Origin of the sequence: Acinetobacter baretiae (assembly GCF_015627105.1) — a bacterium.
Taxonomy (GTDB): Bacteria; Pseudomonadota; Gammaproteobacteria; order Pseudomonadales; family Moraxellaceae; genus Acinetobacter; species Acinetobacter baretiae.
Window position 1 is genome coordinate 80,637 of sequence record NZ_VTDM01000002.1, and the last position, 23,358, is coordinate 103,994.

General features: G+C 39.0%; 19 protein-coding genes. 10 read left to right on the forward strand and 9 right to left on the reverse strand.

From position 1 onward, the window contains the following. Positions 1 to 53: 53 nt before the first annotated feature. Positions 54 to 2,240: a carboxy terminal-processing peptidase gene (locus tag I2F17_RS01165; RefSeq protein WP_196423104.1), complete on the reverse strand. Its 2,187-nt coding sequence runs from the start codon at positions 2,238 to 2,240 to the stop codon at positions 54 to 56. 196 nt (positions 2,241 to 2,436) lie between these two features. Between I2F17_RS01165 and nagZ the strand changes: the two genes are divergently transcribed. After that, positions 2,437 to 3,447, forward strand: coding sequence for a beta-N-acetylhexosaminidase (gene nagZ / locus I2F17_RS01170; RefSeq protein WP_211138880.1), 1,011 nt, complete (start codon positions 2,437 to 2,439; stop codon positions 3,445 to 3,447). A gap of 88 nt (positions 3,448 to 3,535) precedes the next feature. Here nagZ and I2F17_RS01175 read toward each other — a convergent pair whose 3' ends face one another. The 8 genes from I2F17_RS01175 to I2F17_RS01210 form a co-directional block, all read right to left on the reverse strand. After that, the gene (locus I2F17_RS01175) at positions 3,536 to 4,057 is read right to left on the reverse strand and encodes an iron transporter (RefSeq protein ID WP_196423102.1); all 522 of its coding nucleotides are present in this window, start codon (positions 4,055 to 4,057) and stop codon (positions 3,536 to 3,538) included. Continuing rightward, positions 4,047 to 4,859, reverse strand: coding sequence for an FTR1 family iron permease (locus I2F17_RS01180; protein WP_211138881.1), 813 nt, complete (start codon positions 4,857 to 4,859; stop codon positions 4,047 to 4,049). The genes I2F17_RS01175 and I2F17_RS01180 overlap by 11 nt, the downstream gene beginning before the upstream one ends. 10 nt (positions 4,860 to 4,869) lie before the next feature. Then, positions 4,870 to 5,178 (reverse strand): cupredoxin domain-containing protein, encoded by a 309-nt coding sequence (locus I2F17_RS01185; RefSeq protein ID WP_235985893.1) that lies wholly within the window; start codon positions 5,176 to 5,178, stop codon positions 4,870 to 4,872. A 306-nt stretch (positions 5,179 to 5,484) separates the two neighbouring features. Continuing rightward, the gene (gene sfnG, locus I2F17_RS01190; protein WP_196423099.1) at positions 5,485 to 6,567 is read right to left on the reverse strand and encodes a dimethylsulfone monooxygenase SfnG; all 1,083 of its coding nucleotides are present in this window, start codon (positions 6,565 to 6,567) and stop codon (positions 5,485 to 5,487) included. 25 nt (positions 6,568 to 6,592) lie between these two features. After that, a complete protein-coding gene (gene msuE / locus I2F17_RS01195; RefSeq protein WP_211138882.1) occupies positions 6,593 to 7,312 on the reverse strand; it encodes an FMN reductase in 720 nt (239 codons plus the stop codon). 141 nt (positions 7,313 to 7,453) lie between these two features. Further along, positions 7,454 to 8,902: an MFS transporter gene (locus I2F17_RS01200; RefSeq protein WP_211138883.1), complete on the reverse strand. Its 1,449-nt coding sequence runs from the start codon at positions 8,900 to 8,902 to the stop codon at positions 7,454 to 7,456. A 176-nt stretch (positions 8,903 to 9,078) separates the two neighbouring features. Continuing rightward, positions 9,079 to 10,440, reverse strand: a complete 1,362-nt coding sequence (locus tag I2F17_RS01205; protein ID WP_211138884.1) for an LLM class flavin-dependent oxidoreductase — start codon at positions 10,438 to 10,440, stop codon at positions 9,079 to 9,081. A gap of 69 nt (positions 10,441 to 10,509) precedes the next feature. After that, complete coding sequence (locus I2F17_RS01210) at positions 10,510 to 11,811, reverse strand: acyl-CoA dehydrogenase family protein (protein ID WP_211138885.1); 1,302 nt, start codon at positions 11,809 to 11,811, stop codon at positions 10,510 to 10,512. Between the two features lie 215 nt (positions 11,812 to 12,026). On the opposite strand from I2F17_RS01210, the gene I2F17_RS01215 reads away from it, so the two are divergent. The 9 genes from I2F17_RS01215 to pta all read left to right on the forward strand — a co-directional run bounded on the left by I2F17_RS01215 (position 12,027) and on the right by pta (position 23,289). Further along, entirely contained in the window at positions 12,027 to 13,220 is a 1,194-nt protein-coding gene (locus I2F17_RS01215; protein WP_196423175.1) for an SfnB family sulfur acquisition oxidoreductase, read from the forward strand. Positions 13,221 to 13,231: 11 nt separating this feature from the next. Further along, positions 13,232 to 14,461: an SfnB family sulfur acquisition oxidoreductase gene (locus I2F17_RS01220; protein ID WP_211138886.1), complete on the forward strand. Its 1,230-nt coding sequence runs from the start codon at positions 13,232 to 13,234 to the stop codon at positions 14,459 to 14,461. After that, on the forward strand, positions 14,461 to 15,807 hold the full coding sequence (locus I2F17_RS01225) for an LLM class flavin-dependent oxidoreductase (protein WP_211138887.1): 1,347 nt from the start codon (positions 14,461 to 14,463) through the stop codon (positions 15,805 to 15,807). The genes I2F17_RS01220 and I2F17_RS01225 overlap by 1 nt, the downstream gene beginning before the upstream one ends. Positions 15,808 to 15,825: 18 nt before the next feature. Next, positions 15,826 to 16,644, forward strand: a complete 819-nt coding sequence (locus tag I2F17_RS01230; protein ID WP_196423178.1) for a MetQ/NlpA family ABC transporter substrate-binding protein — start codon at positions 15,826 to 15,828, stop codon at positions 16,642 to 16,644. A gap of 5 nt (positions 16,645 to 16,649) precedes the next feature. Then, positions 16,650 to 17,705 (forward strand): methionine ABC transporter ATP-binding protein, encoded by a 1,056-nt coding sequence (locus I2F17_RS01235; protein WP_196423179.1) that lies wholly within the window; start codon positions 16,650 to 16,652, stop codon positions 17,703 to 17,705. Further along, positions 17,686 to 18,345 carry a methionine ABC transporter permease gene (locus tag I2F17_RS01240; protein ID WP_196423180.1) on the forward strand — a complete coding sequence of 220 codons (660 nt, stop codon included), beginning with the start codon at positions 17,686 to 17,688 and terminating at the stop codon, positions 18,343 to 18,345. The genes I2F17_RS01235 and I2F17_RS01240 overlap by 20 nt, the downstream gene beginning before the upstream one ends. Positions 18,346 to 18,454: 109 nt before the next feature. Further along, on the forward strand, positions 18,455 to 19,720 hold the full coding sequence (locus tag I2F17_RS01245; RefSeq protein WP_211138888.1) for a glutamate-5-semialdehyde dehydrogenase: 1,266 nt from the start codon (positions 18,455 to 18,457) through the stop codon (positions 19,718 to 19,720). 243 nt (positions 19,721 to 19,963) lie between these two features. Next, the gene (locus I2F17_RS01250) at positions 19,964 to 21,136 is read left to right on the forward strand and encodes an acetate/propionate family kinase (RefSeq protein WP_211138889.1); all 1,173 of its coding nucleotides are present in this window, start codon (positions 19,964 to 19,966) and stop codon (positions 21,134 to 21,136) included. Between the two features lie 35 nt (positions 21,137 to 21,171). Then, on the forward strand, positions 21,172 to 23,289 hold the full coding sequence (gene pta, locus I2F17_RS01255; protein WP_211138890.1) for a phosphate acetyltransferase: 2,118 nt from the start codon (positions 21,172 to 21,174) through the stop codon (positions 23,287 to 23,289). Positions 23,290 to 23,358: the final 69 nt, after the last annotated feature.

Sequence of the window (23,358 nt, forward strand, 5' to 3'; positions counted from 1 at the left end):
ACCTGCTATTGAGCAGATCGTTTTTTATATCATTGCCTACAACATGCGTCAGACTATTTCTTGGCAGATGCACCTGCATAGTCTAATAATACATTTGCAGCTTCATCTACAAATGCTTTGTCTTCTGGCAATAAAGGACGCTTACTGGCTTTCATTTTTGCTCGAGATTCCGCTTGTGCATCAAGTGCAGCTTGGTAGCTTTCCCAATTGGTATATGGCTTTAAATTCGTAAGCTCACGGCGTTTATTTTCAGCCTCAAGCGTACGTTGTTCCATCGTATCAATTTCAGCACGGCGTTCTGTTAGACTCAATACCACTTTCTTTTGATCATCTTCTTTCTTTAGAAGTTTAGTCCGTGCTTCTAAATAATTAAACTGTGGATCTTTTGCTACACGTTGTGCAGAAAGGTTTTCCAACTGTGGCATGTATCCTGCCAAATCACCCTCTCGTTTAAAGGGTGCTGTCGGAATAGTATCCCATTTCAATGCATTTTTAGCTTTGCGTTCACCAAATTCATCGTTGTAAATATCAACCAATTTAATGTCTGGGACAACCCCTTTATTTTGAGTACTCCCCCCCGTAATACGATAAAATTTACGTTGCGTTAGTGTGGCTTGACCATATGCCAAGCTATCGAGCTGTACTTGTGCAGTTCCCTTTCCTAACGTGGTACTCCCAATAATAATTCCTCTACCATAATCTTGAATGGCTGCTGAGTAAATTTCACTTGCAGATGCAGATGCAAGATTAATCAAGACCGCCAAAGGCCCAGCGTAGAGCTGATCACCACTGTCGTTATCTTGGAAAATATTAACAGTACCATTACCGTCACGAATTTGTACCACAGGCCCAGATTTAATCACTTGACCAATCATTCGTGCAACTTCTTCTAACGAACCACCGGGATTATTACGTAAATCAACAATAATGCCATCTACACGCTGTGCTTGCAGTGTTTGTAACGCTTTTGCAGTATCTTGTGCCACTGAGCGGTAATCAGCCCCATCACGACGTGCACGATAATTTAAGTAAAAAGATGGAATTTCAAGCACACCAAAAGTATGTGTTTTACCGTCGCGCACAATATCTATTGTACGTGTACGCACCCCTTCATCTTCTTCTTTAATTACACCACGCACCAACGTAACGTTACGTGCTTGGTTCATAGACATACCTGCACCTAACAGACGTACAGTAACTTTTGTTCCTCGTTTACCACGAATCAAGCCAACAATTTCTTGACTGCTCCACCCCACGACATCTTCCATTTTTTTGCCGTCTTGGGCCACACCAATAATACGATCACCTGAATGCACTTGCCCAGACTTACTTGCAGGGCCACCTTCAACAATGGTTTCTATACGAGTGTAATCTTCATTACGACGTTCAGGGCGAATAGAAACCCCAATGCCTTCTAGCTCCAATGTCGTTTGACGATTCAACTCCATCGCATCTATAGGTGGAAAGTAGTTACTGTGAGGATCGTAAGTCAATGTCATGGCATTGAGTATTTTTTCTAAAACATCATCACTTTTCAAACGACCAATACGTTCAAGTTTACGTTTATAACGCTTGGTTAAGGTTTGTGCAGGTGTTAAATTTTCAGATTCTGTTAAATCTTGACCATTGGCCAAACTTGGATCGGCTTTTACCACAGCTTGTTTGGCAAGATCTTCTTGTTTAGTAATGGTTAAATTAATCAGTTGTGATACTAACACTTTATGCCAATATTCTTTTTGCTCCGCAGTCGTTGCAAAATAGGCTGCTTTTTCACGATCTGTGTCTAAATACACACCTTTTTGTTCAAGATCTTGCGTTTTTTTCAGCTCAGCAAGCATGTAGTTATAATATGTGTTTAAACGCTCTCTGTACTGCGCATGTATTTGATAAGCTGCAGACAAATCACCTGTTTTTAATCCTGCGCCTAACATATCACCATAATTTTTTTTATAGCTTTCTACTTCTGAGGCTAGGAACAATGTATGGTCAGGGTCTAAACTGTCTAAATACATATCTAGAATACGTTGTGATGTACCTGCATCTAGACGCATGTTCAAGTAATGTTGACGATCAATTAAAGTGGCTAATTGACGAGTCACTAATTTTTGCTCTTGTGTGGGTTCAATGCTACGGCGATCTGTGCCTGTATTAGTGGCCGCAATCGCATCCGACATTGTATGATTAAAAAACAGGCTACCTGTTACCAAAGCAACAGCACACGCAATCATTTGTAGTTTCATAAACGAATTATATTTCCTTGGGTTTTGCTTGACCATACTAAATCTAGTCGATGAAGCTGTTGTGTATTGCATCGATCAATACAAACTATATCTTCTATATGTTTTAGTTTTATCATATTCTGTAGCAACACAATGTAGCAAATCATTGCAAAATATACTTATCTAAAAAATATACTGCGTAAATGGAACACATACTATGATTGGTGCGCTCATGTTAGACATTGCAGGCCTTGCTTTGTCTACAGAAGATATACAGATTTTAGCAAACCCTCAGGTGGGCGGCATCATCTTATTTTCTCGTAATATCGAATCTCCAAGCCAAGTCAGAGCATTAACTGACCACATTCGGCAAATTCGTCCAGAGATTTTAATTGCAGTTGATCAAGAAGGTGGCCGAGTACAACGTTTAAAACACGGTTTTACTGCTTTGCCTGCCATGGGTAAATTCGGCAACCTTTATCAAACTGCACCTGAGCAGGCACTTATACTTGCAGAACAATGCGGTTGGCTCATGGCTAGCGAAGTGTTGGCTGTAGGCATTGATTTAAGTTTTGCCCCTGTACTAGATTTAAATAACATTAGCGATGTGATTGGTGATCGTAGTTTTTCAAATAATCTTGAAGATGTTGTACTGCTTGCAGGCGCATTTATGCAAGGAATGCAACGCGCAGGTATGGCTACTACAGGAAAACACTTTCCCGGTCACGGCTCAGTAAAAGCAGACTCACATATTGCCACTGCACTTGATCATCGTAGTTATGAAGAAATTGCAACAACAGACATGCAAACCTTTGTTGGGCTCATGCCAACACTCAATGCCCTCATGCCTGCACACGTCATTTACCCTCAAGTTGACCGAAACCCTGCGGGTTTTTCTCGATATTGGATTCAAGAAATTTTACGTAAACAATTGGGTTTTGAAGGGGTATTATTTTCTGATGATTTAACCATGCAAGCTGCTTGTGTTGTGGGTGGTGCAGATGCACGTATTTTAGCTGCACTTGAAGCAGGCTGTGATATGGGACTGGTGTGTAATAATCGCAGTGATGCTTTATTAGCCCTGCAAGCCATTCAAGACCTACCTCTACCTGATCAAACACGCTTAACACGTATGAAAGGAAATATTCCTGCTCTTAGCATTAAAGATGAGCTTGACCTTGGCGATGAGTGGCTCAACACCAAACAGCGTATCATGCAAATCGAATAACTTCGAGTCTAAAGCATCTGTGTCATCAAAAACACCGATGCCCTACCTCAGCACACTTTTTACAGCCATCTATCTATTGGCTGTTTTTCTAAGATTGTGGATATTTAAAAGTAAACGTTTCATTAAATGGTTTAAACCACTGTGGCAAAGCAGTGGCTGTATCGACATGGCGTTCATACCCCATTTCATCTGGTGCAGTGTATTTAAAGGTGACTTTATAGGTGCCCGCACCTGCCATATGTACACTATGCGCATAATGTGCACCGTCTGCCGCAGACATTGGAATCAGTTGACCAAACTCTAAAAAGTTACTGTCCCCAATCTTTTGAACCACATAGTTAATGGTTAAATATGGAATCCATGCATCTGCTGGAAATCCCCATTTATTGTCTGCAGTTGCATGAACATCTGTTTCTAAGTGAATGACATCTTGCCCCATATCCATAGATACAGGCATAGGATTGGTTTCTATACCTAAAAGATAAGAAGAAGCTATTTCCATGCCTTCTTTTTTCACTGGTCCGCCAACAGGGTACTCTTTGGCAAAAACAGCACCTGAAAATAGTAATGTACTGAGCGATACGCTCATCAATAACGGTTTAATTTGCATGTGCAACCCTTTTAAATATTTGAGTAAGTGTAATAATGACCAATATAGTGACAACCCATGACAATAATTGAATCCCCATAGGTGTAGAGGTATAGCCAAAAATTGCACGCATGACATTACCTAACCAGCCATTGTCTGAAAGAAAACGTGAAGTATCCCAAATGTTATAGCCAAGCGCAGGCAACAGATCGATGGAAGCCAACAGTCCTATGGCTTGTGAAACAAGGCCAGCGGCAATGAGTGACAATAAAATGTTGCTGTACAAGAATATTTTACGAATTGAGATGAGCACTAAACCTTTATAGGTAATCCAAGAGACCATCACACCCAATAAGATCCCAAGTATGCCGCCCACAATAATGCTGTGTATGCCTGTACCTGTAGACACCATAATGCTGTATAAAAACATCACCACCTCAGAGCCTTCTCTCATCACCGCGACCATAACAATCACTGCAATAGAAAATCGATTGGTTTTATTTTTAATAACATCAATGGCTTGATTTGAACTTTTTTGCGCTAAAGCTTTGCCGTGTGTCGACATCCATGTAATTTGCCACACCAACATCACTGCGGTGAGTGACAATAAACATGCATTAAATACTTCTAGTCCACGGCCTGAGAGTAAATTTTCAATACTATTTGTGAATACAGCTAAGAGACAGGCAAAGATCAAACCGAGTGTAATACCTGTAATCACTTGCCATCGAATGTTAATGCCTTTACATGCAGACAAAATAACTGAAATGACTAAGCCCGCCTCAAAAGCTTCTCTAAATACAATGAGAAGAGTTGCAAACATGGTTATTACCTTATGGCGTCGCTTGAAGACTTCCTTTTACGCCCGTTGAGCTATAATCATCAAAAAATGTATATGTTCCAACATTTAAAGGCCCTGCAAACACAGTGATGGTGGCATGTGGTGTGGCAATTTTCTCAAATTTCATATCATAACTTTCAAGTTCTGCAACTTTTTGTGTGTCGTTGGTCATTTGAATTAAAATCTTCTGACCTTGATGAACCACTATTTTATTAGGTAGAAATCCTTGATCTGTCAATTTCAAATGAATCACTTCTCGCTCCGCGGCATGTGCCACAAGAGGGGTTAAAAAGAAACTCATTATCGCCATCATCAGGTTCAATGTTTGCTTGATTTTTATCATATACAGGTAATCTTAAATAATTCTTATTATCAAAAACTATAGCAAATAGATCATCTATTCGCCATAAGAATCCATTTTTATCAAAAATAATATGTAAAGTATGGGTTATATTTTTCATCTATCCCATTTATAGTCAATGCCATTTATTAATTATTTTTTATAAAAAACAATATATTAAATCATTTAAATTTCAAAATCATTATAAAAATAGGCCACTGTGATACGTGACCTATTGAATGTTTTTTATGTTTTAACAATCATGCTTTATTTTTCTTTTTCTAGTGCCCTTACAAGCGGTAGAACATGCTGACCAAAATATTCAACTTCTTCTATAAAATGTAAAAACCCAGACAAAATTAAATCTACACCTACTTTTTTTAACGCAATAATTCGCTGTGCAATTTGTTGCGGTGTACCAATCAGATTGGTTTTAAACCCATCATTATACTGTACAAAATCTTCAAAGGTTGAATTGGCCCAATTCCCCTCTTTTTCTTTGGTTGATGCACCCGCTTCTTTGCTTGCATCAGCAAATGCATGAACAGCTTCTTTATTGGCCTGTGAAATAATGTCTTGAAGAACTGTTTTTGCCTCTTCTTCTGTATCACGAGCAATAATAAATGCATTCACACCAATTTTTACATTGTGCCCATTCATTCGAGCATTTTCCCGAATATCATCAACTTGTTTTTTGATCTCTTCAACCGTATTACCGTTGGTAAAATACCAATCTGATACTCGAGCAGCCATTTCTCGAGCAGCCTTGGAACTTCCACCTTGAAAAACCTCTATTGTAGATGGTGTTTCTGGTTTTGGCTTTAAGGTGTAGTCTTTAAATTGATAGTATTGACCTTGAAAAGAGAATTGATCTGTTGCCCAAATTCCTTTGAGACTACGAATAAACTCTTCTGAACGTGCATAACGTTGATCATGCTCTGGCCATTTTTCACCAATTGCATCAAACTCACCTTTAAACCAACCACTAACAACATTAATGGCAATACGGCCTTGTGTTAAATGGCTAATCGTTGCTAGCTGTTTGGCTGCTAAAACAGGTTTCCAAGGCCCCGGTAAAATGGCAGCAATCACTTTTAAGCGTGTGGTTTTAGCCAATAAAGCATGACTAAAACTAACAGACTCATGTTGATTTTCTGCACCATAACCTGCAGTAAATCGAATTTGCGTGAGCGCATAATCAAAACCATTTTTTTCAGCCGTTTGAGCTAAACGTACGTTGTAGTCATAACTCCAATCTGTACGTTGTTCAATATGACTCACAACTAAGCCACCACTTACATTAGGCACCCAGTAGGCAAACTTTAATTCTTCAGAAGATACAGTCGTCATATTATTTTCCTTTTATAATCATAAATTAAACAATAAATGGTTTTTTATGAATGCGAGCCTCTGCTGTATTTAGATCGGGAATAGTAATGGAAGGCAACACACCATCTTGCTCGATTTGTTTATTAATTCCTAAGTGTTGGTTGGCTTGTTTAGATTTTTGTTCTAATGCGGTTGCACGAATTCCTTTAGCAGGCGCCCACTCTAAAATAGGTAAAGCACGTGCAACCGCCAAAGTAATTCGCTGTTTTAACTGTTCGCTATGCAAGGTATATTCTGGTGTAAAATCTTTATCTGTTGCATAAACGCCAATCGGAAGTGTTTGAGCTTGAAAGAAACTAAATAACGGACGTAACTGATGTTCAAGTACCAACGCATGACGTTCACTACCACCTGAAGCCGCCAACAGTACAGGTACATCGACTAAAGCTGTTTGCTCAACAAAATCGAATAAATGCTTAAACAATCCTGTAAATGAAGCACGATAGACAGGCGTTCCTACAATTAACGCATCTGCAGATTCTATTTTCGCCAAGTCATCTTGTACTTTTTCTGGCAATTGATGACGATAAATTGCACCACCAAGTAATGGGCCTATTTCACTCAATTTGACAAAATGAACTTGAATCGCAATTGCACTTGATAATTCATCTAAAATATTTTGAATCAAGCTTTCTGTTTTTGAAGGTGTATTTAATCCACCAGATACAGCAACAACCTGAAGTACATGACCATTATTGTTTGACATATTAAAAACCACATTAAATAAAATATTTCATCTATTAATAACCGTATTTCATTTTTTGTAAAATATGAAATACGGTATTATTTATACACTTTTAAACTAATGAATTATTAATATATAATTATTTAAATCATCAAAATAATATTAATTCAATTGTTTTACTCCTGATTCTTGAACAACATCATCAGAGATTAAATCCACATCATTTTTTGTGGGTTCAAATTTAAAAATAAATCCAATCACTACTAAAGGAATAAATGCAAAAATTGCAATAATATTAAATACATCGGTTTGGTATTTGGTCATCCATACAGGTAATACAAATAATGCAATGGCTTGTGCAATGCCTGTTACTGCCCGATTAAAGCCCACACCTACACCACGAATTTCTGCAGGATACGCCATGGTTGGGTACACCATCATTTGTGCACCAGGACCAAAACCTTCGGCAAAAAGCCATAATCCAAGTAAACCAATTGCCAAATACAGCAAGAATGGATCTGAAGGATGACCAATCCAAGCAAGCGCAATAAGTGCAATGAATTGCAATACAAACCCCAAAAGTAAAATATGCCTAGATGCCAATCTACTGGCCAAATAAACGCCAAGTAGCCCACCTGTAAACGCAAACAATAAATTCAGCCCAAGAGTGGTTGTAAGTGTGGTCAATGTTGTTGTGTGAAAAAATCGAGTTAAAATAGACGGTAGAAAAAAAGCAATCGTTGTATATTGAAAAGCAACTGAAATATGAATTGTGACTGCAACCATCGTTCTAGAAAAATATTTCTTATTAAACAAAACCTTAAAACTAAGTTTAACCTTTTTTTCAATAGATTTTTGAGTCTTTGTTAAATCTGAAGATACAACAGCATGAATATCATACGATGTCTTTAAAATCTCGGTCGCTTCTTTTAAACGCCCTTGGTTTGCCAACCAGATTGGCGATTCAGTCAAATATTTACCACGAATAAAAATAATGAATAATGCAGGAACAGCACCAAAAATTAAAGAAACTCTCCATAACCAATGGCTATAATGCTCTGGCAATAAAAAGTAAAGTGCCAAAACTAAGGCAAAACATGCAGAAGAAGCCGCATACCACATTGGACACCACGCAGCTAAACGAGCAGCCTTATTACTTTTACCACTAAACTTAGAAAATTCAGATAAATATGACATCGCAACAGGCAAATCAACACCCACACTCATGCCCATCACAAAGCGAGCAGCAATAAGTACCCATACATTTGGTGCCAAACCGGCAACTATGGCCGCAACAACAAACAAAACCATATCCGCCATAAACACACGATAACGTCCAATTTTATCTGTCAAAAAGCCACCGACCAAATTCCCCACAATGGTGCCACAGACAATCGAAGATGCCACAACTCCTGTCATTAGAGGGGTGAGTGAAAACTCAGAAATGACTTGCTCTATGCCAAAAGATAAAGTCGTTAAGTCATAAGCATCGATAAACACACCTACTAGCGCAAGCCAAATCACTTTATTTGATTTACCTTTTCCCGCATATTGTGAAATCAATCTTGTAATATCTTCTGCATGTTTAGCTTCATATGTTTTATTAGACATTATTATTTACCTTGTATGAAAACCTCCATTAAATATATGTGTATTTTTAAGTATTTAAAAACAATTATAAATGCTTTATTAATAAACAAAAAATCTTTAATAAAATAAAAAATAGGGCATTAAAGCCCTAAGTAAAACTCATATATAATACTTAAAATATTAAAATAAAATCCAAACTAACGTTTATATTGATATGCTTGATGTGATTGAGCAACAAAATCACCTTGCTTAAACAATTTATGTCGTAGTGTTCCATCGGTATAATCGAGTTGATATACACCCCTTCGTTGTAACTCTGGAACAATCCAACGCACAACATCTATAAAACTTTGGTGCGCTAAAATATAAGCAAGATTAAATCCATCTACTCCTGTTTCTTCAACCCAAGACTGCAAAGTATCAGCCACTGTGGTGGCGGATCCCACAAAAACAGGACCATTTCCCCCCACACTATTCCAATGTGCAATTTCATCGACCGTCCATACACGATGAGGATCGGCATTAACATAAGCGTCTAGCAGAGATTGAATGGCATTACTATGCACATATTGCACATGATCTGTCGCTTGGTATTGTGAAAAATCAACACCCGACCAACCCGACAATAAAGTCAAAGCACCTTCACGACTGCCATAATCTTGATACTGCTTAAATTTATGCGTTGCTTTTTGATCTGTTTCATCTGTCACAATTGAAACTAAAGCATAAATTTTTACATCTTCACGCCTACGGCCTGCATGAATCAATTGTTGTTCAATACTTTTAACCAATTTTTGTGTAGCAATTTTAGATGGTGCTGCAATAAAAATACATTCAGCATGCTGACTTGCAAAAATTTGCCCTCGATGTGATGCACCTGCTTGATAAAGTACAGGAGTACGCTGTGGTGATGGTTCACACAAATGAATGCCCGGGACTGAAAAATATTTTCCAGCATGTTCAATGGCATGCACCTTGTTTGAATCTGCAAAAACCCCACTGGCCTTGTTTCTATGAACAGCATCTTGTTGCCAAGAATTTTCCCATAGCTTATACAAGACCTCTAAGTACTCATCAGCAAAGTCATAACGTTCATCATGATTTAACTGTTGCTTTAAGCCTATATTTTTTGATCCACTTTCCAAATAAGAGGTAACAATATTCCACCCTACTCGCCCTTGCGTTAAATGATCTAACGTACTCATACGGCGAGCAAATGGATAAGGATGCTCAAACGAAACAGATGTTGTTAAACCAAAACCTAAATGCTTCGTGACGGCTGCCATAATTGGAATGACCTGCAAAGGGTCATTGACAGGTACTTGCACTGCACCATTTAATGCGGCATGGGTACTTTTTTGATAAACATCATAAATCCCTAAAACATCCGCAATAAAAATACCGTCAAACTTGCCTTGCTCTAAAATTTTTGCCAGATCAGTCCAATACTCAATGCGATTGTATTCTAATGATCGATCTTGTTCGTGACGCCATAAACCGGGAGATTGATGAGCAACACAATTCATTTCAAACGCATTAAAACTTATTCTTTTTGTCATTTTAAATCACCACTTCACATTATATTACTCATAAAAAAATGAGATATAAATAATGTATATTATTATTAATTAACTGGCTTTTAATGACTCAATATGACCAATACGCCATTGATAGGGTGGCAATGTTCCATTCACACTAAAATCACCAACAATTCGATCTTTATATATTCGTGGATTATGTGATGCTAATGTTCTGATATTACGCCAATATCGATCTAACCCATTTTTTTTATCTATCGCCGATGCACCTAATGCGTCAAAAGCAATGGTTGATGCATTGAGTAATAAATCAGTGACAATGGTTTGTGCCTGTGCTGTTTCCAACTCTACCAGTGCATTTTGTTCAGCTTCGGCTTGTAAATCAGTTGCCAATCCTGCAATAAAAGCTCGCTGTAACGCCTGAGCACTTTTTTCGACAATCACCCCAGAAGTATAGGTAGCACTACGCACTTTCCCCACAACCTGTAAGACTTGGGCATCATCTCGGCTATAATTTGCATTAGCATGGCTGTAGTTACGTGTCCGTTTTTGTACGGCCTGAGAAAGCTGTTGCGTTAACCCACGGCCTAATCCAACAATAATGGCCAATTGAACCAACTGATAATATGCTGCTGAATATTTAAAACGCACAGCATCTGGTAACACATCTGTTTCTTCCACATGAACAGCGTGAAAAATAGCACTACCACTGGCTGTGAGCTGTTGACCAAACCCGTTCCAATCATCAACAATAGATACCCCTTCATGATGACGATTAACCAATACAGAGGCAGATTGTCCTTGTAAATCAGTAATTCCAACATCGACCCAATCTGCAAATAAACTTCCCGTGGTATAGTATTTTTTGCCAGAGACTTTAAGGCGTCCTTGATCATCTTTATAAATATGTGTTTTAAATTGTTGTTGGGGTTCGTTGCCTCCTTCAGACCAACCACTGCCGACCACTTCATTGTTGGCCAATCTTTGCAGCCATTTATGCTTAAATACCTCATCTTTTGACAACAATAATTCTTCACTAAAACCAAAATGTACCCGAAGAATTTGAGGTAAATTTGCATCTGCCTCTGCAAGCTCTACGAGCAATGCAAAAAGCTCAGGAATCGTGGCATCGGCACCACCATATGTTTTTGGCAATCTCAAACGAGTAAAACCCACCTGTTTTAACCACTGTAATTGTTCATGCGGTAAAATATGTTGCTGTTCTCTGTGCAATGCGCCTTGTTTTATTTTTAAAAAAGTCGGTCTAAATTGACGTGCTAATTCTTCATAACGTTCAGATGGTGGATTTCCCCACAATTGACCAATTAAAGAATGTTGATCTGTTTTTACATATAAATTTGTGAAGTTAAATTCAGGGTTTAAATGTGTCATATTTTAAATACTCTTGTTATGTGTATTTTTATTAAACTAAAAGAATTATTTTAAAAGAACACCATTATTTTTAGATAAGTAAATAGCTTTATATGCTATTACATATGTATGCTGAAAAATATAAACACTGCATATTATATGATAAGTTTTGCGATATTTTTTATTTGTGATTTATTGACCATCACACTAGTTTATAAAAAAACGAGGTGTTGGTTATGAGTCTATTTAAACAAAAAATTATTCACAATGACATTGATGCAATCAATGCTGCCTACCACATTGCAGACATTGCATTAGAACAACGAAATATACGTGACCAACACCGAATTTTACCAACTGAGATCATTCAAACACTGGCTCGTAAAGGTTTAACTGGCTGTCGTATTGCTAAAAAATATGGTGGTGCACATGTTTCACACCAAACCCTCTGTCAAATCTTTCGTACTTTGGCCAAAGCAGATGCAAATATTGGTCAAATTCCACAAAATCAATTTGGCTTACTCTATAGCATTGATTTAATTGGTACCGAACAGCAAAAAGAATTTGTTTTTAAAGAAATTTTAGCAGGTAAATTATTAGCCAATGCAGGACCTGAAAAAAACACTACAGATGTTCAAGATATACAAACCTCATTAAAAAAAGTTGGACAAGACTATATTTTAAATGGTGAAAAATTTTACTCTACAGGCAGTATTTTTGCCGACTGGTTGGCCGTTAAAGCACAACACCCAGCAGGTTATGTCGCTTTAGTATTGGTGGCTAAAGAAACTCAAGGCGTTGAAGTGATTGATGATTGGGATAGTTTTGGACAGCGAACCACAGCAAGTGGTAGCGTAAAATTCAATCATGTTCACGTTGACCCATTTCTTATTTTTGACGAACGACAGTTAACACAATCTCCCCACTATCGAGGTGCATATTCTCAAATGCTACAAGTGGCCATTGATGTAGGTATTGCAGAATCTGCATTCCAAGACTTACAAAGCACTGTTAAAAAAGCTCGTCCAATTGCCGATGCAAATGTCGACCAAGCATCACAAGAGCCCTACTTATTGCAAGAAGTAGGAAAATTAGATGTCACCCTTCAAGCCAGTATTTTATTGTTAAATCATGCGGCTGAAACGCTAGATGAACTCGATAAAAAAGATACATTAACAGATGCAGACATTGCCAAAGCATCTATTGAAGTGGCTGAGGCGAAAATATATGCACACCATGCTGCACTTCAAACATCAGAAAAATTATTAGAGCTCGGTGGCAGTCGTTCGGCACTTGCTGAACACCATTTAGATCAGCATTGGCGCAATGCTCGGGTACATACCTTACACGACCCTGTTCGGTGGAAATACTACGCCCTTGGCAACTATTACTTAAATCAAGTTTTTCCAAATAAACATGCTTGGATCTAAGAGAACATCACATGACTTCATCTCATTTTACGCATCATCGCTCAGTAGAAAAAAACCATATACCTGCGCATATTATTCGCTCAGATCAAGAAGCATTAGACGTTGCAAAAAAACTCAGCGAACAATTTAAAACGCATGCCGTACAAAGAGATCAGCAACGTATTTTACCCTTTCAAGAAATAGATACGCTCAGTCAATCAGGCTTATGGGCAATTAGTGTACCTAAACAATATGGTGGTGCAGATGTTTCTACATATACCATCGCACAAGTGATTGCACTCTTAAGTGGTGCAGATGGCTCAATCGGACAAATACCACAAAATCATTTTTATGCTTTAGAAGTTTTACGAAATACAGGGACAGAAGAACAAAAAAAACGCTTGTATACCGAAGTGTTAAACGGTGCTCGTTTTGGTAATGCATTGGCCGAGTTTAAATCAAAAACATCAGCGCAAAAACATAGTTATTTAACACCACATGGCAAAGGCTATGCGATTCAAGGTGAAAAATTCTATTGTACAGGAAGTCTATTTGCCCATCGAATTTCAACGTTAGTTAAAGATCAACAAGGGCATGAGTTTCTTGCTTTTATTCCTAAAGATGCAGAAGGTTTAACGATTATTGATGACTGGACTGCATTTGGACAACGCCTCACAGGCAGTGGTACCGTCAAACTTGAAAATGTCTATGTAGATGCTGAAGATGTTGTGGCGTTTAGTGATGTGTTTTTAAAACCCACATTGGTTGGTCCTTATGCACAGCTACTCCATGCCTCTATTGAAGTGGGGATTGCTAGAGCAGCTTTTGAAGAAACCTTACATCATGTTAAAGATGCACGGCCTTGGATTGATGCCAATGTTACATCTGCCACACAAGACCCTTTAACCCTGTACGAACTTGGGCAGATCGCTGTAGATGTAAAAGCGTCTGAACTCTTATTAAAAAAAGCAGCACAGTCTATTCATGACATTAAAGTCAGCCAAGCCAATGCTGAAAATATTGCCCAAGCCTCTATAGATGTAGCTCGTGTTCGTGCACATAGCACCGACACTGCCTTAAAAGCATCGTCTAAATTAATTGAACTTGCAGGCAGTCGAGGAAGCAGACGCAACAAAGGATTAGATCGTTATTGGCGTAATACCCGAGTACATACATTGCACGATGCCGCACGGTGGAAATATTACTTCATAGGTAATTATGTACTCAATCAGATTTCACCCCCTAGACGAGGAACTTTGTGATGCCCAAGCACATTTTAATCAATGCCTTCGACATGAACTGTGCTGGGCATATTAATCATGGATTATGGACACATCCTCGTGATCAATCTGCTCAATTTAATCAATTGAAGTATTGGACGGATTTGGCCAAAACACTTGAACAAGGTTTATTTGATGGCCTTTTTATTGCAGATATTCTTGGCGTGTATGACGTGTATCAAAACAACCTCGATGTGACGTTAAAAGAATCTGTGCAATTGCCTAGTCATGACCCAATGACACTCATTTCAGCCATGGCATCGGTTACAAAGCATATCAGTTTTGGCGTAACCGTTAATTTAAGTTACGAACAGCCCTATACACTTGCACGACGTTTTGCCAGCCTCGATCACCTCACACAAGGCCGAATGGGTTGGAATATCGTGACAGGCTATTTAGACAGTGCCGAACGACTCTTTGGCCGTCAACATTTACGTGATCATGATGTACGTTATGAACAAGCTGACGAGTTTTTAAACGTATGTTACCAATATTGGGAACATTCATGGCAAGACAATGCCCTACTCCACGACAAAAAAGCACGTATTTTTACAGACCCTTCTAAAGTTCATTCTGTCCAATATCACGGCAATTTTTACCAAAGCCAAGGCGTTTTTCAAGTGTCTCCATCACCACAAAGAACACCTGTATTGTTTCAAGCAGGGGCTTCAAACAAGGGAATGTCCTTTGCCACTCAACATGCCGAATGTATTTTTATTGGTGGCGATCAAATTGAACACATCAAACAACATGTAAACAATATTCAGCAACAGCTTTTAGAGCATGGCAGAGATCGTTCTGAGGTGAAAATTTTTGTTGGAATCACCGTTGTTACTGCACAGACCGAACAACAAGCAGACGATAAACTTAAAGAATACCAATCTTATGCCAGCCCCGAAGCTGGTTTAGCGCACTATTCAAGTTCTGTCGGCATAGATCTGTCTCAATATGCAGAACACGATGCGATTCCCTATCAAAAAACCAATAGTATTCAATCTATTAATCAAAAATTTAAAACACAAGAAATTACACCACACAGCCTTAAAAAACAGCATCAATTGGGTGGACGCTACCCCTTGTTTGTCGGTAGTGGACAACACATTGCTCAACAACTCATTCATTTTTTAGATGAAACAGGCATTGATGGTTTTAATCTAACACGTACAGTCACGCCTGAATCTTACCAAGATTTTATTGATTACGTCATTCCTGCACTACAGCAACACGGACGTTATAAAACGCAATACAACACGGGAACTTTGCGAGATAAATTTTTTCAAAAAGGCGCACAACTTCCAAGCACGCACCCTGCAAAAAAACCTGAATAAATATAGAGCAGTCTTATTATGTCAAATAAAAAAACACTTCTTAGTATCATCACAGTCGTCATTGTGATTGCTGGATTATTTATATGGAATAAACAGCGTCAAGCTCAATCTCATGAACTGGTTATTGGTACTACACCTGCCTTCACTTCAATTTTAAACGTTGCTGTCAATGAAGCAAAAAAACAAGGGGTTCATGTCAAATTGGTTGAATTTTCCGACTGGAAAATGCCTAACATCGCATTAGATCATGGCGACATTGACGCTAACTTTTTTCAGCATCAACCTTTTTTAAACAATGCAATTAAAGAAGGAAATTATCAACTCAAAATCTTTGGTGTAGGCGCTGCATCTCGTGTCGGACTATATTCTAAAAAATATCAACATTTAGATGATTTACCTCTCCAAGCACGCGTTGCTATTCCAAATGATCCTGTCAATGAAGGGCGTGCATTGCTTTTATTGCAAGAAGCAAAACTCATTACATTAAAAGATCCGAACAATCCATTTTCAACGCTACAAGATATTCGTCAAAATCCAAAAAACTTACAATTTATAGAAATGGAAGGTCCTCAAACAGCACGAGCTGTGGATGATGTAGACCTTGCATTTAGTTATCCTCAATATTTAAAACTTGCAAAAACCATTGCCCCCGATCAAGCACTTTTACTCAATAAAAATGCCGATAAGATTTATGCGATTGTATTTGCAGTAAAAAATAATTACGATGATAAAAATGACCAACTGAAAAAATTTGTTGAAATTTATCAAAACTCACCTGAAGTCAAAGCCGCTTTAGATCGTGAAATTGGTGCTTCTTTATGGTATGCAGGCTGGTAATCATAATGACAGACCTGCATCCTAAGCCTCTTATCTCTCTCCAACATGTGAATAAATACTATGCTGGCAGAAGCAGCAATGAAAACACACATGCTCTGAAGAACATTAATTTAGACATTCAACATGGTCACATATGCGGTATTATTGGTCGTAGTGGCGCAGGTAAATCGTCACTCTTACGTACACTTAATGGATTAGAATCGATCAGTAGTGGTGAAGTTCATGTGTTAGGCCACGTTATTTCCGAGCTAGACCATGCACAGCTTATTCATCTAAGACAAGACATTGGCATGGTTTTCCAACACTTCAATTTACTCTCTAGTAAAACGGTTTGGGAAAATATTGCTCTACCACTTAAAGTGGCAGGTTTCTCTAGTATCAAAATTAAACAGCAAGTTGAAAAAATCATTGCCCTCGTTGGACTAGACACTAAAGCACAACATTACCCTTCACAACTCTCAGGAGGTCAAAAGCAACGCGTAGGTATTGCTAGAGCATTAATTCATCAACCTAAAATTTTATTGTGTGATGAAGCAACTTCTGCTTTAGATCCCGAAAGTACACACACTATTTTGCAATTACTCAAACAAATTAATCAAACCTTAGGTATTACTATTGTTCTAATTACTCACGAAATGCAGGTTATTCAACAAATTTGCGATGAAGTGGTCGTCATTGATGCAGGGGAAATTATTGAACAAGGGCAAGTTTGGCAGGTTTTTTCCTCACCACAACATCAAATCACCCAAGAATTATTACAACGAGATACGCCATCTTTACCCACTGACATTTCAATAAAACGATTGTCACAACACCGCTTTCATTTGGTGAGTGTTCAGTATGCACATGCAATAAAAGATCCTTTAGACCTACAAATACTGTTGCAAGATTTCCCATCTGCGCTTTTGCTCTACAGCCAGATCAACCATATTCAACAGTACAGTGTTGGGCATCTTTTGATTGCGTATCCTATACAGCCATCTACGCCACGTATCACACACACATCGACATTGTGTTCGTTACACATTAAGGAGCATGGCTATGTCGAATCCATTATTTGATCTTCTTTTTTCAGGTACTCTAGATACCCTTGTTATGGTTGGTGTATCGGCATTTTTTGCCTTTATTTTTGGATTACCTTTGGCAATTGCACTGGTCTGCACCGACCAAAAAGGAATTTACCCCTCTAAAATGACCAATACCATCATTGGTACTTTAGTAAATATTACTCGATCTATTCCTTTTTTAATTTTAATGGTAGCACTGATTCCCATCACCCGTTGGATTGTGGGCACAAGCTATGGATTATGGGCTGCAACTGTTCCTCTGACTTTAGCGGCTACACCTTTTTTTGCTCGAATTGCAGAAGTGAGTTTAAAAGAGGTCGACTTGGGTTTAATTGAAGCTGCACAAGCCATGGGCTGTAACCGACGACAAATCATTTGGCATGTTCTTTTACCCGAGGCCTTATCGGGTATCGTTGCTGGTTTTACAGTGACTGTGGTGACCATGATTAATTCATCTGCCATTGCAGGGGCAATTGGCGCAGGTGGTTTAGGCGATGTTGCTTACCGTTATGGCTACCAACGTTTTGATGTGCAAATCATGTTAGCCGTGATTGTTGTATTGGTTGTATTGGTCATGCTCATTCAATATTTTGGCGATCAATTATCACAACATCTCAATAAACGAACGTTATAAATATCCTATATATTTGGTAAATTAGTCGAATTCAATCGCCTCATTTGATTCTCTTTCAACGACGAGGCTGTTAATATTTAAAGCAACCTCGTGACGACTATTTTTATCTATGCAATCCTCTATTCAAGACTATATGCGCACGCTTGGCAAGCATGCAAAAGCATCTGCACAATTTTTAGCAGCTGCATCTACGAAAACGAAAAATGACGCATTACACGCCATACATGATGCACTAATTGCACAAAAAGAACATATTTTAGCAGCCAATGCCATTGATATGAAAAATGGCCAAGCCAACCAACTCGATGAAGCTTTACTAGACCGCTTAGAACTCACTTCTGCACGTTTTGATGGCATGTTGCAAGGTTTAAAAGATGTCATTTCACTCAAAGATCCAATTGGTGAAATTACAGATATGTCTTATCGCCCAAGCGGTATTCAGCTTGGTAAAATGCGTGTGCCTTTAGGCGTTGTGGGTATGATTTACGAATCACGCCCAAATGTGACCTTAGAAGCTGCATCTTTAGCGCTTAAATCAGGTAATGCAATTATTTTACGCGGTGGTTCAGAAGCACTCGCATCAAATCAGGCCTTGGCTCAAGTGATTCAAACTGCATTGCAACAGGTTAATGTTCCAACTGCAGCCGTACAAGTGGTTTCAACAACAGATCGTGCAGCCGTAGGTGAACTGATTACGCTTACAGACTACGTAGATGTTATTATTCCACGTGGTGGCAAAGGACTTATTCAACGTATTACTCAAGATGCTCGCATCCCTGTGATTAAACATTTAGATGGCAATTGCCATGTATATATCGATGCTCAAGCAGACTTCGCCAAAGCATTACCCATTGCAATCAATGCAAAAACACATCGTTACGGCGTATGTAATGCCATGGAAACGTTATTAGTGGATCAAGCCGTTGCAGCAACATTCTTACCCAAGGTTGCACCGTATTATCTCGAAAAACATGTAGAGCTACGAGGCTGTGAACAGACACAAGCCATTTTAGGACAACATGTCATTGCAGCCACAGAAGAAGATTGGGGCACAGAGTATCTTGCACCTATTTTAGCCATTAAAGTCGTGACAGATATGAATGATGCGATTCAACATATTAATCATTATGGTTCACACCATACCGATGCCATAGTGACAGAAAATTTTTCTAAAGCACAACAGTTCTTAGCTTGCGTAGATTCAAGCTCAGTGATTATTAACGCATCTACACGTTTTGCCGATGGCTTTGAATATGGCTTAGGTGCTGAAATTGGTATTTCTACAGATAAAATTCATGCACGAGGCCCCGTAGGCTTAGAGGGTTTAACCTCACAAAAATGGATTGTGTTCGGACATGGTGAAATTCGCCAATAAAATCAAAAATACCTGTTTCATCGAGCATATGGTGCATTTACCATGTGCTTTTTTTCTATCTAAATCTTCATAAAAAAAGCAAAAAACTCATACTTAACTCTTGATCTTTGATACGTAAAAATCCATTCCCATTTCATAAACATGCTGTTAAAGTCATAACATAAGCAATGCGTTGAGAGGGTATTTTCGGCGCTTAAATTTGCTTACGGTGAAGTAACATTTGCTCAAATAAGGAAATATGACGTGTCAACATCTACATTAATTATTAATTGCGGTTCGTCCTCCATTAAGTATGCCCTTCTTTCTGATCAGCTCGACACCCGCATTTCAGGTCTTGCCGAAAATTTAGGTTCAGAACATGCACGAATTCGAGGCATGACCTTTGGCGAACAACCGCTTGACCTTAGTATTCCTTACGCAGATCACGAACAAGCACTTGAAATACTTTTACAGCGACTTTCTCAGCATCAACCTACCGCGATTGGTCATCGTGTTGTTCATGGTGGCACACTCACCAAAGCCGAAAAACTCACCCCTGAAATTATTCAATCTATTCGTGATGCAACACCACTTGCTCCGTTACACAATCCTGCACATCTGATTGGTATAGAAGCCACTATGCGTCTATTTCCAGATTTACCTCAAGTTGCTGTATTTGATACGGCCTTTCACCAAACCATGCCTGCGCATGCATACCGATATGCACTTCCTCAATTTTTATTTCATGAACATCATGTTCGTCGCTATGGTTTTCATGGCACAAGCCATGCTTATGTCTCAGAACGTGCATCACAGCTTGCAGGTGCCATTCAACATGGTGGATGGTTAACAGCCCATTTAGGCAATGGCAGTTCAACATGTGCTGTTTGGAATGGTAAAAGTTTAGACACTTCTATGGGACTAACACCGCTTGAGGGTATTGTCATGGGCACACGCAGTGGCGATGTCGACCCAAGCCTACATCAATTTCTGGCCAACAATTTAGGTTGGAGTTTAGAAAAAATTGATAAAATGCTCAATCATGAAAGTGGTCTACTTGGGTTATCTAATCTTTCTAATGACATGCGTACCTTAGTCGAAGCATCCGAACAAGGTCATGCAGATGCAACACTGGCCATTGAAGTATTTGCTTATCATTTAGCAAAATCGTTGGCAGCCATTAGTTGTGCCCTGCCACAAATTCATGGTTTAGTGTTTACAGGCGGTATTGGCGAAAATTCTGCATATATTCGAGAAAAAGCCTTAAAGTATTTACCTCATTTTGGTTTTTCACTCGATTTTGAAAAAAATAAGACATTACCTCGTGGTACAGAAGGACGTATCGATCAAGGCAAAGGCCCACAAATTTGGGTCATTCCAACGGATGAAGAAGGCCGTATTGCTCAAGAAACACAGCACGTCATTCGTCATTTATAACTTCTTTGCCTCTTTATTTTGTCGGAATTTAAACTATGAATACTTTGCTCCTTATACCTACAAAAGAAAGTGTTGGTCTTACATCTGCCAGTTTAGGCCTAATCTACGCACTTGACTGTAATGGTATTAAATCAAGTTTTTTAAAATCATTTGAAGCGCCCCATAGCCAAACATCGGAATTGTATCAACAACTATTTCAAGATTTACCTGTCGCTTCGTTACAACAGCAACAAGTACTCGATGCCATCACCTCTAATCAAATAGATGAACTGCTCGAAGAAACAGTTCGCCTACACCGCCATGTCGCCCAATCTAGAGATGTAGTCGTGGTTGAAGGGCTACCACCACTGAATGACAGATATGCCAGTCAACAATTTAATTTACAATTGGCCAAAGCACTCAATGCTAAAATTTTGTTTGTTAGTGAAGCTGATTTAACAGCACCGAAACAAACAGCTCTTCACCTTGAAGCCAACCTCAAGTCATTTGGTGGATTAGACAACCATCGGGTCATGGGTGTCCTTTTCATGCGAACCAAAGGACTGCCTGAACCCTCAGCACACATTCCTGTTACACTTGATCCAAGTTTAAAACTCACTCGCGAAATTCAACAATTTAGTCAACAACTCAAACAATACAGTCAAATTGTTGCCACGCCTCTTTTTCCTATTGTCGGTTTAGTGCCTTTTAGTAATATATTAAGCGTCCCTCGTACACTCGATATTGCAGATACACTCAATGCAACATGGCTTAACCAAGGTCTAGCAAAACAACGGCGTGTATTAGGCCATCGTTTAATTCACTCATATATTGATGTGGAGCTAGCACACTTTAGTGCAGGCCAATTGATTATTAGTGCAAGCGAACGTACAGATGTTCTTTTTGCCAGCAGTATGGCCATTCAAAATGGTATTCCATTAGCAGGTCTTGTACTGACTGAAAGACAGCCCCCACATGAGCATGTTTTGGCCTTTTGTCAATCTGCACTTGAGCAAGGATTGCCAATATTACACACACCATTAAGCTCACTTGATGTTATACAGCGTTTAAAACATTTAAATTACGAAATTTCGATTCAAGATATTGAACGTGCACAACAAATATCTCGCTTTGTTGCTAGCCATATTGATCAAACATGGTTATCTACATACACCACATCGCAAGACCAAGCACGACTCTCACCTGCTGCATTTCGTTATGAGTTGGTACAAAAATCTATCGCACACAAAAAACGTATCGTCTTACCTGAAGGCGATGAACCTCGCACCATTGAAGCAGCCATTATTTGTCAAACACGTGGTCTTGCACAGTGCGTACTGCTCGCCAAACCAGAAGCCGTATACGACATTGTCAAAGCACGACAGCTTACACTTCCACCAGATTTAGAAATTATAGACCCAGAGCAAATTAAAGATCGTTATGCAGACGCCATGGTTGAACGGCGTAAAGGCAAACTGGTACTTACACAAGCCCAAGAGCAACTTAAAGACACTGTAGTGCTTGGCACCATGATGCTTGCACTCAATGAGGTCGATGGTCTCGTTTCAGGGGCTGTGCACACCACAGCAAATACAGTAAGACCTGCATTTCAGCTCATTAAAACTGCACCTGAATACTCTCTTGTTTCTTCTATATTTTTCATGCTTTTACCCGATGAAGTCTATGTGTATGGCGATTGTGCGATTAACCCCAATCCAAATGCTGAGCAATTGGCTGAAATTGCCATCCAATCAGCAGATTCTGCCAAAGCCTTTGGCATTGAACCGCGTATTGCCATGATCAGCTACTCTACAGGCTCATCTGGTGCTGGTGCAGACGTTGAAAAAGTCACACAAGCCACACAACTTGTAAAAGCAAAACGTCCTGATTTGGTGATTGATGGCCCATTACAATATGATGCCGCGTCTGTTGAAAGTGTTGGTAAATCAAAAGCCCCTGACTCACAAGTTGCAGGAAAAGCCAATGTTTATATTTTCCCTGACTTAAATACAGGCAATACCACGTATAAAGCCGTACAGCGTTCTGCAAACGTCATTAGTGTTGGTCCAATGCTTCAGGGGCTTAACAAGCCTGTAAATGATTTATCTCGTGGTGCATTGGTCGATGATATTGTCTTTACCATTGCACTAACGGCAATTCAAGCACAAGTATAGTGTGACTATCACTGCGTGTTGATGTCCAAGAACACGCAGTGATGGCTTCCACCACTAAAAAATACCAAA